At 68.7% G+C, this 15086-nt stretch carries 15 protein-coding genes and 1 tRNA gene; 6 read left to right on the top strand and 10 right to left on the bottom strand.

The genetic code is table 11. The annotated features are described in order from the left end of the window. Positions 1 to 71 precede the first annotated feature (71 nt). The 7 genes from ACX12L_RS01630 to radC form a co-directional block, all read right to left on the bottom strand. The gene (locus ACX12L_RS01630; RefSeq protein ID WP_459261004.1) at positions 72 to 926 is read right to left on the bottom strand and encodes an isocitrate lyase/PEP mutase family protein; all 855 of its coding nucleotides are present in this window, start codon (positions 924 to 926) and stop codon (positions 72 to 74) included. After that, positions 923 to 1465: a LeuD/DmdB family oxidoreductase small subunit gene (locus tag ACX12L_RS01625; RefSeq protein WP_459261003.1), complete on the bottom strand. Its 543-nt coding sequence runs from the start codon at positions 1463 to 1465 to the stop codon at positions 923 to 925. Before ACX12L_RS01625 ends, ACX12L_RS01630 begins: the two co-directional genes overlap by 4 nt. Next, complete coding sequence (locus ACX12L_RS01620; protein ID WP_459261002.1) at positions 1462 to 2742, bottom strand: 3-isopropylmalate dehydratase large subunit; 1281 nt, start codon at positions 2740 to 2742, stop codon at positions 1462 to 1464. Before ACX12L_RS01620 ends, ACX12L_RS01625 begins: the two co-directional genes overlap by 4 nt. Then, positions 2739 to 3707: a Bug family tripartite tricarboxylate transporter substrate binding protein gene (locus tag ACX12L_RS01615; RefSeq protein ID WP_459261001.1), complete on the bottom strand. Its 969-nt coding sequence runs from the start codon at positions 3705 to 3707 to the stop codon at positions 2739 to 2741. Before ACX12L_RS01615 ends, ACX12L_RS01620 begins: the two co-directional genes overlap by 4 nt. 257 nt (positions 3708 to 3964) lie before the next feature. Beyond that, complete coding sequence (locus ACX12L_RS01610) at positions 3965 to 4615, bottom strand: Smr/MutS family protein (protein ID WP_459261000.1); 651 nt, start codon at positions 4613 to 4615, stop codon at positions 3965 to 3967. Then, on the bottom strand, positions 4612 to 5775 hold the full coding sequence (locus ACX12L_RS01605; protein WP_459260999.1) for an esterase-like activity of phytase family protein: 1164 nt from the start codon (positions 5773 to 5775) through the stop codon (positions 4612 to 4614). The genes ACX12L_RS01610 and ACX12L_RS01605 overlap by 4 nt, the downstream gene beginning before the upstream one ends. Then, a complete protein-coding gene (radC, locus tag ACX12L_RS01600) occupies positions 5772 to 6485 on the bottom strand; it encodes a RadC family protein (RefSeq protein ID WP_459260998.1) in 714 nt (237 codons plus the stop codon). Before radC ends, ACX12L_RS01605 begins: the two co-directional genes overlap by 4 nt. Positions 6486 to 6566: 81 nt before the next feature. Between radC and ACX12L_RS01595 the strand changes: the two genes are divergently transcribed. The 3 genes from ACX12L_RS01595 (at position 6567) to ACX12L_RS01585 (ending at position 9568) form a co-directional block, all read left to right on the top strand. Beyond that, the gene (locus tag ACX12L_RS01595; RefSeq protein WP_459260997.1) at positions 6567 to 7043 is read left to right on the top strand and encodes an FKBP-type peptidyl-prolyl cis-trans isomerase; all 477 of its coding nucleotides are present in this window, start codon (positions 6567 to 6569) and stop codon (positions 7041 to 7043) included. Positions 7044 to 7048: 5 nt separating this feature from the next. After that, positions 7049 to 8032 carry a 4-hydroxy-3-methylbut-2-enyl diphosphate reductase gene (gene ispH, locus ACX12L_RS01590; RefSeq protein WP_459260996.1) on the top strand — a complete coding sequence of 328 codons (984 nt, stop codon included), beginning with the start codon at positions 7049 to 7051 and terminating at the stop codon, positions 8030 to 8032. A 207-nt stretch (positions 8033 to 8239) separates the two neighbouring features. Continuing rightward, positions 8240 to 9568: a hemolysin family protein gene (locus ACX12L_RS01585; protein ID WP_459260995.1), complete on the top strand. Its 1329-nt coding sequence runs from the start codon at positions 8240 to 8242 to the stop codon at positions 9566 to 9568. Between the two features lie 12 nt (positions 9569 to 9580). On the opposite strand, the gene ACX12L_RS01580 is transcribed toward ACX12L_RS01585, so the two are convergent. Next, positions 9581 to 10264, bottom strand: coding sequence for a CBS domain-containing protein (locus ACX12L_RS01580; RefSeq protein WP_459260994.1), 684 nt, complete (start codon positions 10262 to 10264; stop codon positions 9581 to 9583). A 52-nt stretch (positions 10265 to 10316) separates the two neighbouring features. On the opposite strand from ACX12L_RS01580, the gene serS reads away from it, so the two are divergent. The 3 genes from serS to ACX12L_RS01565 all read left to right on the top strand — a co-directional run bounded on the left by serS (position 10317) and on the right by ACX12L_RS01565 (position 12747). Next, positions 10317 to 11633, top strand: coding sequence for a serine--tRNA ligase (gene serS, locus ACX12L_RS01575; RefSeq protein ID WP_459260993.1), 1317 nt, complete (start codon positions 10317 to 10319; stop codon positions 11631 to 11633). Between the two features lie 25 nt (positions 11634 to 11658). Then, positions 11659 to 12600, top strand: coding sequence for a bestrophin family protein (locus ACX12L_RS01570; RefSeq protein WP_459260992.1), 942 nt, complete (start codon positions 11659 to 11661; stop codon positions 12598 to 12600). A gap of 62 nt (positions 12601 to 12662) precedes the next feature. Next, positions 12663 to 12747: transfer RNA gene (locus tag ACX12L_RS01565), tRNA-Ser, on the top strand. 375 nt (positions 12748 to 13122) lie between these two features. On the opposite strand, the gene ACX12L_RS01560 is transcribed toward ACX12L_RS01565, so the two are convergent. Continuing rightward, positions 13123 to 13647 carry a hypothetical protein gene (locus ACX12L_RS01560; RefSeq protein ID WP_013721575.1) on the bottom strand — a complete coding sequence of 175 codons (525 nt, stop codon included), beginning with the start codon at positions 13645 to 13647 and terminating at the stop codon, positions 13123 to 13125. Positions 13648 to 13660: 13 nt separating this feature from the next. Further along, on the bottom strand, positions 13661 to 14956 hold the full coding sequence (locus ACX12L_RS01555) for a tyrosine-type recombinase/integrase (protein ID WP_013721576.1): 1296 nt from the start codon (positions 14954 to 14956) through the stop codon (positions 13661 to 13663). Between the last annotated feature and the right edge of the window lie 130 nt (positions 14957 to 15086).

Raw genomic sequence — 15086 nt, 5'->3', positions numbered from 1 at the left:
TGGGCAGGCCCGTGGAGTGGCCTGCCCAGGCGATTATGGGCGCGCAGGTTGCCCATGCGCTGCCGCCCGCGTCAGTCGTAGCGCTGCCCCTGGGCCAGCAATTGCGGTGTGCCGATCACGGCGTTCAGCCCGTCGAAATCGAGCATGCGGCCCTGCCAGGGCTGCGTGGTGCCATGGGCCTGCAGGCTGGCAAGGTAGCCCTGCAGCGCATGCGTGAGCGCACGCACCGTGCCGCCGGGAAAAATGACCAGGCGGTAGCCGATCCCGGCCAGCTCCTGCGCGCTGGAGACGGGCGTCATGCCGCCTTCGACCATGTTGGCCATCAGCGGGCACAGGGGCCCCAGTTGGCGGTTGACCTGCTGCATCTGCTCGCGGCTGCGCACGGCCTCCACGAACAGCATGTCGGCGCCGGCCTCGGCATAGCGGGCGGCGCGCTCCAGCGCGGCGTCGAAGCCCTCCACGGCCACGGCGTCGGTGCGGGCGATGACCAGCGTGTGCGCATGGCGGCGCGCATCCACCGCGGCGCGGACCTTGCCGCACATCTCGCGCGTGCTGATGACGGACTTGCCTTGCAGATGCCCGCAGCGCTTGGGGCTGGTCTGGTCTTCCAGCTGAATGGCCGATGCGCCCGCGCGCTCCAGCAGGCGCACGGTGCGCATGACGTTCAGCGCATTGCCGAAGCCGGTGTCGGCATCGACGATCAGGGGAAGGTCGACGCGCTCGCGGATGTTGGTGGTGACGTTGGCCACGTCGTCCAGGCTCAGCAGGCCGATGTCGGAGCGGCCGAAGCGGGTGTAGGCCACGCTGGCGCCCGACAGGTAGGCCGCGGGCAGCCCGGCTTGTTCCACCAGCAGGGCGGAGAGGGCGTCGTACACGCCCGCGGCGAGGACGATGCCGGGTTCGCGTATGCGTTGGTGCAGGTTCATGGGTTCGAAGCAGCGGAGTGAAGGCGCTCGCGCGCGATGCGCTTGCGCAGGTGCGGCACGAGGCCGCCATCGGCGGCGAGCGCCAGCAGGTGGGAGGGAATGGGCTGGCATTGCAGCGTCTGCTGCGTGTCCGGCAACTGCAGCCGGGCCTGCTCCAGGTCCAGGCACGCCGGCGCGCCCGGCGCAATGCCCCAGGCGGGCGCTTCCATGGCGGTGGGCCCCAGCAGCAGGGGCAGGCCCAGGTTGAAGCCATTGCGGTAGAAAAGCCCCGCGAACGAGCGGGCGACCACGCAGCGCACGCCCAGGTGGCGCAGCACTTCCACGGCCTGCTCGCGCGACGAGCCCGCGCCGAAGTTGCGGCCCGCGATGAGGAGGTCGCCCGCGCGCACCTCGCGCGCAAAGCATGGCTCCACGTCTTCCAGGCAGTGCTGGGCGATCACGTCGATGCCGTACTTCATGTACTTGCCAGGGGCGAGGTAGTCGGTGTTGATGTCGTCGCCAAACACCCAGCAGCGGCCGGGCGCATCGGTGGTGCTCATGCCAGCAGCTCCCGTGGATCAGTGATGCAGCCCGTGATGGCGGATGCCGCCACGGTGTAGGGCGAGCCCAGAAACACGCGCGACGAGGCCGCGCCCATGCGTCCCGTGAAGTTGCGCGCGGTGGTGCTGATGGCGGTGGTATCGGGTGCGAACGTGTTGGCGCCATAGCCCGCGCATGCGCCGCAGGCATTGGGCAGCAGCTCGGCGCCCGCGTCCACCAGTGTCTGCAGCACACCCTCGTCGGCGGCCTGGCGCTGGTCCTGCGCGCTGGCTGGCGCCACCATGAGGCGCACGCCCGCGGCCGCCTTGCGGCCGCCGCGGAACACCTGCGCCGCCATGCGCAGGTCGTCCAGCTTGGCGCCCGTGCAGGCGCCGATGTAGGCAATGTCCAGCCGCTCGCGCGCGAAGGCCGCCGCATCCTGTGCCTGCGCGGGCGAGCCGGGGGCCGACACCTGCGGTGCCAGGCTGCGGGCATCCATGCGGTGGCGTGCCAGCAGGGGGGCGCCCTCGTCGGTGCGCCATTGCGCCATGCCGTGCAGCGCATCGCCGGGAACGCCGGCGTCCTGCAGCCATTGCACCGTGGTGGCATCGGGGGCGACGAGGCCCGCCTGCGCGCCCAGCTCGGTGGCCATGTTGCTCAGGGTCATGCGTTCGTTCATCGACAGGGCCTGCACGGCCTCGCCGCAGAACTCCACGGCCTCGTACTGCCCTCCGTTCATGCCGAAGCGGGTGCACATGTGCAGCATCATGTCCTTGGCACACACCCCCGCGGGGAGGCGGCCCGTCCATTCCATGGCGATGGTGTGGGGCACGCGCAGCCAGATCTCGCCGGTCACGGCCACGCCCAGCATCTCGGTGGCGCCAATGCCGAACATGTAGGCGCCGAAGGCGCCGCCCGTGCAGGAGTGGCTGTCGCCGCCCACGGCGAACATGCCCGGCCGCAGATGCCCATGGCTGGGCGTGACCACGTGGCAGATCCCCTGTTCGTCGTAGAAATGGCGTATGCCCTGCTCGCGCACCCAGTCGCGGGCGATGCGCACGATCCGGGCGCTGTCCTCGTCGGTGGCGGGGACGTAGTGGTCCGTGACCACCACGATGCGCTCCGGATCCCACACCCGCACGCCCAGGGCGTCCAGGTGCGGCTTGAGGCGGCGCGGCCCTCCGGAGTCGTGCATCATGGCCAGGTCCACCCGGCAGGTGACGATGTCGCCCGGCTGCACCTGCGGGTCACCGCAGGCACGGCCGACGAGCTTCTGGGCCAGGGTGCGCGGCGTCATTCCACCGTGGCCCCGGACTTTTTGACGATGTCGCCCCAGAACTGCACGTCCTTCTTGATGAAGTCGGCAAACTGGGCGGGCGCCATGGTGGGCACGGTGGCCGCTTCGCTTTCCATGCGCTGGCGGTACGCCGGCGCATCGATGGCCTGGCGCACGGCGGCGTAGAGCGTGTCCGTCACTTCGCGCGGCAGCCTGGCGGGGCCGAACAGGCCGAACCATGCCTCGGAGCGGTAGCCGGGCACCACGCCGGCGATGGCCGGCAGGCCCGCGAACTGCGGCAGCGGCTGCAGGCTGCTCACGCCCAGGAACTTGAGGGTGCCCTGCTTGTAGTGCGGCAGCACGTTGATGGTGCTGGCGAACATCAGGTCCACGGTCTCGGCGGCCAGCAGGTCGCTGAGCGCGGGGCCCGTCCCCTTGTAGGGAATGTTCACGATGTCGGTCTGCGTGGCGGACTTGAACTGCTCGCTGGCAAGGTGCAGCGAAGAGCCCTGGCCCCCAATGGCAAAGGACAGCTTGTGGGGGTGCTTGCGGGCGTAGTCGATCAGGCCCTTCACATCATCGAACGGCGCATTCCTGCGCGCCACCAGCACGCTGGGTACCTGCGCGACCATGGTGATGGGCGTGAAGTCCGCCACGGGGTCGAAGGGCAGGTTCTTGAACAGCGTGGCGTTGATGGTGTGGCTGGTGAAGCTCATCAGCAGCGTGGAGCCATCCGGCGCGCTCTTGGCCACGTATTGCGCGGCAATGTTGCCCCCGGCGCCGGGCTTGTTCTCCACGATCACGGTGCGCTTGAGCGTGGCGCCCATGCTCTGGGCGATCACGCGCGCCAGGGTGTCCGTGGAGCCGCCGGGCGTGGCGCCCACGACGATGGTGACCGGGCGGTTGGCCTGTGCGGCGGCGGGCAGCATCCACGCACCCAGCGCCATGGCCACGCCGCCCCAAAGCCAGCCCCTTTTGCTGAACATGCCTGTCTCCTTCCATTGAATGGCTGAACGCATGCCGCGATGCTCGGCAATCGCGCGCGTCCGTTCAATGGGACCAGGTGGTTTGCTGGGGTTTACGCTAGTGTGCTGTCCCGCCAATAACTGCACATGAAATCGCGCCTTCGCGCCCAGGGCGGTGTTGCAAATCCTCGCGATAGCTACGGCTATCGCTGCGGTTTGCGCCTTGCCCTGAGCGCGAATCCATCGATTTCATGTGCAGTTATTGGCGGGACAGCACACTAGTTCGGTGCCAGCAGCACCACCAGGGCGCCCGCGCCGCCATCGGCCGGGCGGGCCTGCACGAAGGCCAGCACTTCCTTCTTCTGCACCAGCCAGCCCTGCACGCGGCCCTTGAGCACGGGCGCCTTGCCCGGCGAGCCCAGGCCCTTGCCATGCACCACGCGCACGCAGCGCAGGCCCGTGCGGTGGGCCAGGCGGATGAACATGCCCAGCGCCTCGCGTGCTTCATCGACGCGCAGACCGTGCAGATCCAGCTGGCGCTGGATGCTCCACTGGCCCGCGCGCAGCCTGCGCGTCACGTCCTGGCCCATGCCGGGGCGGCGAAAGCTCAGCTGGTCGTCCACGTCCAGCAGCGTGCCCACGTCGAACGCGTCGCTCAGCGATTCGCGCAGCACGCGCTCCTCGTCCAGCGCGCGCTGCACGGGCCGGGGCTCGGGCGGCACGGGCGCGGGCCAGTGGCGGTCGGGCAGGCCCCTGAGCGGCGCCACGGGGCCCACCGCGTCGCGGAACAGGTGGCGCTCGGCGCGTGCGCGGCGCTCGGCCTCGCGCCGCAGCCGGGCGCGCTCGGCCTCCTGCGCGGCGGCCTCTTGCAGGGCGCGGCGCAGGGGCTGCAGGTCGGCGAAGGATCGGGCGGTGAGGGCGGCGCTCATGGGCTGGGGCCGGTTGTACCGCATCGCTCATGCCCGCCGCGCAGGGGCAGGTATTCGGTGGCGATGAACTGCGTGACCTGCGCGGGGTTGAAGTTGTCGTCGCTCACGAACACCAGCACGCAGCCGCTGCCCCAGGCGCCTGCCCGCAGGGGCGCGCCCCAGGCCATGCCCTCGATGTTGTCGGGCGCGATGCCCAGCGCCGACAGGTCGGCCACCAGGGTCTTGGGCGCGGGGTGGTGGTTGCCGGGCGCGAGGGCTTCGAGCGCCAGCGTGTCGCTGCCTTTGCGCGTGTCGATGCGGTACAGGCGCGCCGCAAAGCCGGCGCCGGCGCTGTAGGCGCGCTCGAGCACCAGCAGGTGGTGCGGCCCGTCGGCCAGGATCTCGCTGACCCCGTTCATCTGCGGGCCCGGCAGGCGGCGCGTGCGCGGCACGGCGTCGGGCTGGTAGGCGATCTGGCGCAGCGGCCTGCCGCTGGCAACGTCCATGGCCGTGATGCGCACGGGGGCGCCGCCGCTCGCGGGCGTGGCGCTCTCGCCGTCCTGGTGCCAGGGCAGTTCCATGGCCAGCCAGGCGGTGCGGCCGCCGGGGGCCAGGGCCAGGCCCTCCAGCGTGCCGTTGCGGCGCGGGCCGCGCTGCGCCGTGGGCGTGAAGCCGGCGGGCAGGGGCAGGTCGCGCAGGTGCGTACCGTCCGCGCGGCTCTCGCGCAGCTGCGGGCCGAAGCCGCGGCCGAAGTCGCCCTCGCTGGTCCACAGCAGGGCCCGGGCGCCGGGCAGCCAGCGCACGGCCTCGGCGTCGGGCCGGTCCATGCCGGGCTGCGGGCGCCACCAGGGTGCGAAGGGCTGGCCGCTGGCGTGGCGCAGCGCCTGCACGCCGGTGAACCGTGGCGCGGCAAGCCCGTGCGCGCCGTACTGCAGGCGGGCGGTGTAGATGCGCGCCCCTGCATCGCTGATCAAGAGGTATTCGCCGCGCTCCTGGTCGTAGTCGATGCCCGAGAGGCCACCGATGGTGGTTCCGCCGTATTCGGTGCCGGGCGGTAGCTCGGCCACGCCGATCAGGCGCAGGTGGGGCGCGAGCAGCGCATCGGGCGCGGGCGGCGCCAGGGGCAGGGCGCAGCCGGCCAGCGCCAGCAGGGCGATGGACGCCCAGCGCGCCAGGCTCACGCCAGCCCCTGCTCGGCCATGGACAGCGCCGCGCCCGGCGCCACGATCACGTGGTCCAGCACGCGCACGTCCACCAGGGCCAGCGCGGCCTTCAGGGTCTGGGTCAGCGCCTCGTCGGCGCGGCTGGGCTGCACGCTGCCGCTGGGGTGGTTGTGCGCCAGCACCACGGCGGCGGCGTGGTGGTGCAGGGCGCGCAGCACCACCTCGCGCGGGTAGACGCTGGTCTGCGTGAGCGTGCCGCGGAACAGCTCCTCCATGGTGATCAGGCGGTTGCCGCTGTCGAGGAACAGCACGGCGAACACCTCGTGCGCGCGCGCCGCAAGGTGCAGCTGCAGGTAATGCTTGACGGCGCCGGGGGTGTCGAACACCTCGCGCTCGCGCAGCTGCTGGGCCAGGGCGCGGCGCGCCAGCTCCAGCACGGCCACGAGCTCGGCGCGCTTGGCAGGCCCCAGGCCCTTGATGCGCGCCAGGTCCGCGGCGCCGGCGTGCAGCAGGCCGGCCATGCCGCCGAAGCCCCCGCCCGTGATGCGGCCGCCGCCGTCGCGCACGGGCGCGCCCAGCAGTTCCTGCGCCAGCTGCAGCACGCCCTTGCCGGCCATGCCCGTGCGCAGCAGGATGGCCAGCAGCTCGGCGTCGGACAGGGCGGCGGGGCCGCGCGCGAGCAGCTTCTCGCGCGGCTGGGCGTCGGCGGGCAGGTCTTTGAGGGGCATGGCGGCGAGGGCCACCCCGGGCGCAGGGCCGTGGGGGTATGCCCGGTTTTCTACAATGGCGGCAGTTTATCGAGAGCCTTCATGACCGCAGACGCCATTGCCTCCACGCCCAGCCTGCCCACGGTGCAGCAGGGATCGTTCCTCACGCTGCACTATCGCCTGGCCGGCCCGGCGGGCGACGTGATCAACACCTTCGACGAAAAGCCCGCCACGCTGTCGGTGGGCACGGGCGAGCTCTCGCCCGCGCTGGAGCAGCGCCTGATCGGCCTGGCCGAAGGCGTGCGCGCCACCTTCGAGCTGGCCGCGGGCGAGGCCTTCGGCGAGCGCAACCTCGACATGCAGCAGTGGGTGGCCAGGAAGCTGTTGAGCGAGCTGGGCGACCCGGACGAGGAATACGCCGTGGGCGACGTGGTGGAGTTCCCCACGCCCGACGGCATGGGCAAGTATGCCGGCGTGGTGCTGCAGGTGAGCGACGACGGCGCCGTGCGCTTCGACTTCAACCACCCGCTGGCGGGCGTGCCCGTCACCTTCGAGGTGCAGCTCATAGGCGTGCTTTGAAAGGTATGCAAAAGCCCCAGGAAATCGTCTTGGCCGAGCCGCGCGGCTTCTGCGCCGGCGTGGACCGCGCCATCGAGATCGTCGAGCGCGCGCTGCAGAAGTTCGGCCGCCCGATCTACGTGCGCCACGAGATCGTGCACAACACCTACGTGGTGAACGACCTCAAGGCCAAGGGCGCGATCTTCATCGAGGACCTGGCCGAGGTGCCGCCCGGCGCCACGCTGATCTTCTCGGCGCACGGCGTGAGCCGCGCCGTGCAGGACGAGGCCAAGGCGCGCGGCTTCACCATCTTCGACGCCACCTGCCCGCTGGTGACCAAGGTGCACGTCGAGGTCGCCAAGCTGGCCCGGGAGGGCTACGAGTTCATCATGATCGGCCACAAGGGCCACCCCGAGGTCGAGGGCACGATGGGCCAGCTCGACAGCGGCATCCACCTCGTCGAGGACGTGGCGGACGTGGCGCGCGTGCGGCCCGCGCAGACCGAGAGGCTGGCCGTGGTCACGCAGACCACCCTGAGCGTGGACGACGCGGCCGAGATCACCGCCGCCGTGCGAGCGCGCTTTCCCAGCATCCGCGAGCCCAAGCAGCAGGACATCTGCTACGCCACGCAGAACCGCCAGGACGCGGTGAAGCTGCTCAGCCCCCAGGTGGACCTGGTGATCGTGGTGGGCAGCCCCACCAGCTCCAACAGCAACCGCCTGCGCGAGCTGGCCGAGCGCATGGGAACCCCGGCCTACATGGTGGACAGTGCCGAGGAGCTGCGCCACGAGTGGTTCGACGGCATCGCGCGCGTGGGCCTGACGGCCGGAGCCTCGGCGCCCGAGGTGCTGGTGCAGGCCGTGATCGCGCGCATCAAGGAGCTGGGCGCGGTCTCGGTGCGCAAGATGGCCGGCATCGAGGAAACGCTGAAGTTCCCGCTGCCCAAGGGCCTCAAGCTCCAGGCCGCCACGGGCGGGGAGCGCGCCGAGGCCGGGACGGACAATCGATGAGCACCGTGGCTGGATCATGCTGCAATGCTCTTGAATCAATAGCTGCTGGCGCTTGATGGGCGGGCGTTTGAGCCATGTTTGGCTAATATCTCATGGCCGGCACACCGGCGGGATATGCGCGCGGCGGCGGCCAAACCCTCGCAAAATGCCAGAGTTCTTACAATTTCCGCTCATTCACACCATGGGAGCACCCCGGGCTCCCTGCATATGGAAATAGCAATACTGTTCGCCCTCATCCTGCTCAATGGCGTGTTCGCCATGTCCGAGCTGGCTCTGGTCTCCGCGCGCAAGACGCGTCTGCAGAAGCTGATCGATGAGGGCGATAGCGGTGCCATCGCGGCCGCCAAGCTGGGCGAGGACCCGACGCGATTCCTCTCCACCATCCAGATCGGCATCACCTCGATCGGCGTGCTCAACGGCATCGTGGGCGAGTCGGCCCTGGCCAAGCCCCTGGCCGAATGGCTGGCCGGGCTGGGCCTGCAGGCCCAGTACGCGGGCTACATCGCCACCGGGCTGGTGGTGGTGCTGATCACCTATTTCTCCATCGTCGTGGGCGAGCTCGTGCCCAAGCGCCTGGGCCAGAGCCACCCCGAGGCCCTGGCCCGCGTCGTGGCGCGCCCCATCAACTGGCTGGCCCTGGCCACCAAGCCCTTCGTGCGCCTGCTGTCGATCTCCACCGAGGCGCTGCTGCGCGCGCTGGGCGTGAGGCAGCAGCAGGGCAGCGCCGTGACCGAGGACGAGATCCACGCCGTGCTGGCCGAGGGCACGAGCGCCGGCGTGATCGAGTCGCACGAACACCAGATGGTGCGCAACGTGTTCCGCCTGGACGACCGGCAGATCGGCTCGCTCATGGTGCCGCGTGCGGACGTGGTGTTCCTGGACGTCCAGGCCTCGTTCGAGGAGAACCTGCAGCGCATCGAGGCGTCCGACCATGCGCGCTTTCCCGTGGTGCGCGGCGGCATGGAAGACATCCTGGGCGTGCTCAGCGCGCGCCAGTGGCTGTCGCGCGCCGTGCGCGACGCGGCCGCACGCGACCTGGCCGCGCACCCGCTGCAGACGGCGCTGTACGTGCCCGAGACCATCAACGCCCGGGAACTGCTGGACAACTTCCGCCAGTCGGACATGCACATGGCCTTCGTCATCGACGAGTACGGCGAGGTGCAGGGCATCGTCACCCTGCAGGACCTGATCGAGGCCATCATCGGCGAGTTCCAGTCGCTGGACCCGGCTGATTCCTGGGCCGTGCAGCGCGAGGACGGCAGCTGGCTGCTGGACGGCCACATCCCCGTGCCCGAGCTCAAGGACCGCCTGCAGCTGTCCAAGCTGCCCGAGGAGGACCGCGGGCGCTACCAGACGCTCAGCGGCATGGTCATGCTGCTCACCGGCAGGCTGCCCAACGTGACGGACACCGTGCAGTGGGAGAACTGGCAGTTCGAGGTCATGGACATGGACGGCAAGACCATCGACAAGGTGCTGGCCACCCGCGTGCAGAGCGAGCCGCTGCAGCTGGACGGCCAGGGCGCGGCGGGCGATTGACGCGCCTGCCCTTCAGCTCCACAGGTCCAGCGGCGGATCGGCCACCAGGGCGCGCAGGATGTCCGAGCGCGCCACGAAGCCCTGCAGCATGCCGGCCTCGTCGGTCACCGGCAGGCCGCTCAGGCCGGTCTCCAGCATCGCCTTGGCCACGCGGCGCAGGTCCGTGTCGTCGGACACGGTGGGTGCCGGGCTCAGCATGACGTCGGTTATGGGCCGGTGCGCCTGCGCGAAGGTGCGCTTGATGCCGTCCAGGTCGGGCAACAGGTCCGCGCTCGCCATGTCGGAGCGGCGCAGCAGCCCCACCACCTGGCCCCGGTCGTTCACCACCGGCGCCTGCGACAGCTGCTCCAGCCGCAGGGCCTGCCAGGCATCCTGGACCGACATCGCCACGGGCAGGCTGAAGACCTCGCGCGTCATCACGTCGCTGACCTGGGTCAGGGGGCGGCGCGCCTTCGGCCTGGCCCTGTCGGTCTGCGCATAGGCCCAGGCCGCCTGCAGCTGGCGCATGGGCGGGCTGGAGGACGGCTCGGAGCCGGGGGCGGGCCGGTGCGCGGGTGCGCCGGTTTCGGGCGATGGCGGCCGGGAATGCGGCGACAGCGCCTGGGGGCGCTGCACACCGCTCACGGCCAGCACCTGTGGCAACTGGTGGGCTCCGCCCCGGTATATCTGCCCCGCCGGGCCGAACACAAAAAACATGGCCTCCTCCTGATCCCATGTTATCGGACGCGGGCCACTAAAATCGAGGGCTATGCTCGATATCCTCCTCCTTCGCAAAGACCTCGCATCGGCCGTCGCCCGGCTGGAAACCCGCAAGAAGCCCCAGGCCTTCCTGAACGTGGAGGCGTTCCAGGCCCTCGAATCCGAGCGCAAGACCATCCAGACGCGCACCGAGGAGCTGCAGTCCCGGCGCAACCAGCTGTCCAAGCAGATCGGCCAGCTCATGGGCAAGGGCGAGAAGGACGCGGCCGAGGCCGCCAAGGCCCAGGTGGCGGCGATCAAGGAGGAACTCGACGGCTCCGCCGCGCGCCTGGAGCAGATCCAGTCCGAGCTGCAGGCCATGTTGGCGGCCGTGCCCAACCTGCCGCACGAGAGCGTGCCCGTGGGCAGCGACGAGGCCGGCAACGTCGAGGTGCGCCGCTGGGGAACGCCCCGCGACTTCGGCTTCGCCGTGAAGGACCACGTGGACCTGGGCGCGCCGCTGGGCCTCGATTTCGACATGGGCGCCAAGCTCTCGGGCTCGCGCTTCACCGTGATGAAGGGGCCCATCGCCCGCCTGCACCGCGCGCTTGCGCAATTCATGCTGGATGTGCAGACCGGCGAGCACGGCTACACCGAGTGCTACGTGCCCTACATCGTGAACGCCGACTCGCTCAAGGGCACGGGCCAGCTGCCGAAGTTCGAGGCCGACCTGTTCGCCGCCAAGAAGGGCGGCCAGGAGGGCGAGCCCGTGCCCGACAACGCGGCGCTGTACCTGATCCCCACGAGCGAGGTGCCGCTCACCAACATCGTGCGCGACGAGGTGCTGGCCGAGAGCGACCTGCCCATCAGGTTCACCGCGCATTCGCCCTGTTTCCGTTCCGAGGCCGGCAGCTACGGCCGCGACACGCGCGGCATGATCCGCCAGCACCAGTTCGACAAGGTCGAGATGGTGCAGATCGTGCACCCCGACAAGAGCTACGAGGCCCTCGAAGAGATGACGCGCCACGCCGAGGCCATCCTGCAGAAGCTGGGCCTGCCCTACCGCGTGGTGAGCCTGTGCACGGGCGACATGGGCTTCGGCAGCGCCAAGACCTACGACCTGGAGGTCTGGCTGCCCGCGCAGGGCACCTACCGCGAGATCAGCTCGGTGAGCAACTGCGAGGCCTTCCAGGCGCGCCGCATGCAGGCGCGCTTCAAGAACGCGCAGGGCAGGAACGAGCTGGTGCACACGCTCAACGGCTCGGGCCTGGCCGTGGGCCGCGCGCTGGTTGCGGTGCTGGAGAACTACCAGAACCAGGACGGCAGCATCACCATCCCCGAGGTTCTGCGCCCCTACATGGGCGGGCTGGAGCGGCTCGCAGCCTGAGTCCGGACCTACCCTTGTTTGCGCCATGATCGTTCGTGAGCGGCCCTCCGGGCTGCGCCTGTTCCTGGTGCTGCGGGGCTCGGTGCTGCAGCGCATCCAGCGCTCCCTGCTGCTCAACATCGCGCTCGCGACCCTGGTCACGGCCGTGCATGGCAACCTGTTCAGCCTGAAGATCACGCTCACGCCCATTCCGTTCACGCTGATCGGCCTGCCCTTGGCGATTTTTCTGGGCTTTCGCAACACCACGGCGTACGACCGCTACTGGGAGGGGCGCAAGCTATGGGGCGAACTGGTGCACCGCACCCGTTCGCTGTCGCGCCAGTGCCTGGGGTGGATCGAGGGCGGCGGACCCATTGCCTCGGCGCGGCGGGACACCGATGTGCGGGTGCGCATCATCCACCGGGCGATCGCCTTCGCCCATGTGCTGCGCCTGCGGCTGCGCGATCAGCGCGATGCGGCCCTGTTGCGGCAGTGGCTGACCCCCGCCGATTTCGAAGCGGTGCGCGAGGCATCGGACCCGGCGAGCATGATTCTTGTGGACATAGGTCGTGACCTGGGGGAATGCGTGCGCGCCGGCCGGATCCAGCCCTGCCTGGCCGCCTCGGTCGATGGCACGCTCTCGTCGCTGGCCGCCGTGGCGGCCTCATGCGAGCGCATCAAGAACACGCCCATTCCCTTTTCCTACACCTTGCTGCTGCATCGCACGGCCTACATGTACTGCTTCCTGCTGCCGTTCGGCCTGGTGGACACCACGGGCTTCATGACGCCGTTCGTCGTGGGCATCGTCGCCTACACCTTCTTCGGCCTGGATGCCCTGGGCGACGAGATCGAGGAGCCCTTTGGCCTGGAAAACAACGACCTGCCCCTGGACATGCTGTGCCGGTCGATAGAAATCAGCCTGCGCGAATCGCTGGGAGAGAAGGATTTGCCGGCGCCTGTCGAGGTCGACAACTTCCGGCTGACCTGAGCCGGGTTCGCGAGCGCTGCGTGCCCGGAATTTACTGTTAGAATTCTGCGCTTCGACACATAGGAGAGGTGGCAGAGTGGTCGAATGTACCTGACTCGAAATCAGGCGTACGTGCAAGCGTACCGTGGGTTCGAATCCCACCCTCCATTTCAAGGATTCATGACAGACGGGCCCGAGTGGCCCGTTTTGCATTTCTACCTTCTGCTTTATCTATCGCTGGGCATGGTGCAGGGGCTGTCTATCGCGTCCGAGCCAGACACGCCTTGCGGCTGTCCTGGTCTTTGATTGCGTAGCAGCGATCCCGTGATCCTTTAATTTCCGCCAGACACTGATTGCGGTTGTCACCATCCTTGATGCGGTAGCAATTTCCAGGGTCCCGCTTGACCTGCGCCAGACAGTACGCCCGCTTGTTCGCGTCCTTGATCGCGTAGCACTCCGAGGTGCCCGCCATGGCCTCCCCCATCCAGGCCACTGCGACTATGCAGAGCGGCACGAGGAGGCTACTTCTCACCCTGCTCCGGCTCATGCGCCCACCTCCGGACTGCCATCCATGGCCCGCGATGGCTGACTGAGGGCCACGTGGACGGTATGGTTTGGCTGAGATAGCTGTGCCGTGCGCACCGATGGCTTGGGTGGTGGCAGCAGACTCACGCCGACCACCATGGCCACCACGGCAGTGCCGTACCGCAAATTCCGTCCCGATGGCCCCACCCTCGCATCGAGCCAATGCCAGGGTCTGGAGATTAGCAGCAGCCCTGCCAGCCCAATCAGTACGAATGCAGTCCACTCGCCCATGACGAGTGCATTCAGGGAGAGCAGCAACAGGCACAGGGCGCACCACAGACGCACCCCTCGCTTCAGTTTCTGTTTCAGGTCGACAGTCTTGATGGGGTCGCTGGTTCCACGCAGCGCGTCACGGACCACCGACCATGCAGCCACGATCACGCTGACCATGGCGATCACAATCATCCCCAGCCAGACAAGACCTCCCACGGCCAGGAGGCCATCCAGCAGGCTCTTGCCCAGTGATTTTTCTTCGTCACGCATATCGACCCTCCAGTCAGTTTTGTGTTGGTGCTTTGCTATCGGAGCGATGACCGACGGTCATATTTCCTGCGCGGCGACCGAGGGCGTAGTCCGCCCAGTCCTGCATGAGCTGCTGCCGTTTGGCCAGGAGGTCACCACGCCGATACGCTGCCTCTACCTTGTTGCCGACCGTATGGGCCAGCGCCATTTCCGCCACCTCGTTCGGGTAGTCGGTCTGCTCCGCACACCAGTCGCGGAACGTGGAGCGGAACCCATGGGGCACAGCCTCCAACTTCAGGCGACGGAGTACCGCCGTGAGCGTCATATCCGAGAGCTGGCTACCCAGTTCAGGATCACGGCTGTTGGGGCTGGGGAATACATATGCCTTGCCCGAGGCGCGTCCTGCTGCGAGAGTGAGCGATTTCATTTCTTGCAGGAGTGCAATGGCCGCATCCGACAGCGGTACCCGATGGGCCTTGCTGGCCTTCATGCGTTCGGCGGGGATCGTCCACACCCGCGCAGCCAAATCAATCTCCTCCCAGGTGGCACCGCGAACTTCTCCGGAGCGGGCTGCCGTCAGGATCAGGAATAGCAGGGCCTTGGCACCCATCCCCTCCTGCCCCACCAATTGCTCCATGAATACTGGCAACTGCGCATAGGGCAGCGCCTGAAAATGCGTGGTCTTCGTCACCTTGCCCGGAGCGGGCAACAGCTTGTCCAGCAGCCCCTTCCAGCGCGCAGGATTGGAGTCGGTGCGGTAGCCCCGTGCAATGGCCCAGTCGATGACGGATTCGATGCGACCGCGCAGACGGGTAGCCGTCTCCGTCTTGCTGGACCAGATTGGCTCCAGCACCTTGAGCACCATCGCCAGCGAGATGTCCCGCACAGGCATCTTGCCCAGCACAGGGGTGGCGTACATATCGAGCGACCGCTGCCACTGCTGAGCGTGCTTGGCGTTCTTCCAGCCTTTCTCATGCGATGCGATATAGCGCTTGGCCGCTTCACCGAATGTCATGCTGGTGTGGATTTCCGCGACCAGACGGGCCCGCGCTCTGCGTGCATCCTCGATGGGGTCGATGCCCTGCGCCAATTTGGCACGGGCAGCGCGAGCAGCCTCCCGCGCATCGGCCAGCGTGACGGACGGATACGAGCCCAGACCCAGATCCCTTCGCTTACCTGCTACCTGATAGCGCAGCACCCAACTGCGCGAGCCGTACATCGTGACGTTGAGAATCAGGCCACGCACACCGCCGACATGGTTGGTGCCACGGCGCCAGAGGGCTGCGACCTGGGCCGCGCCCAGCTCTTTGCGAGGTTCGCGGGGGATCATGGCTGGTTGTGTCGCAATAGCGGCGCCGAGGCGGCAAATGGCCGTTGATGTCGATCGGTTTCAATGAGCCAAGCTGTAAAACTGGTCGGCGGCGGACATGGTGTTGCCACTCGGGCAGCGCTGCTGCCCT

This window comes from Alicycliphilus sp. T452 (assembly GCF_054512775.1).
This window is presented reverse-complemented; position numbering and strand designations above follow the sequence as displayed.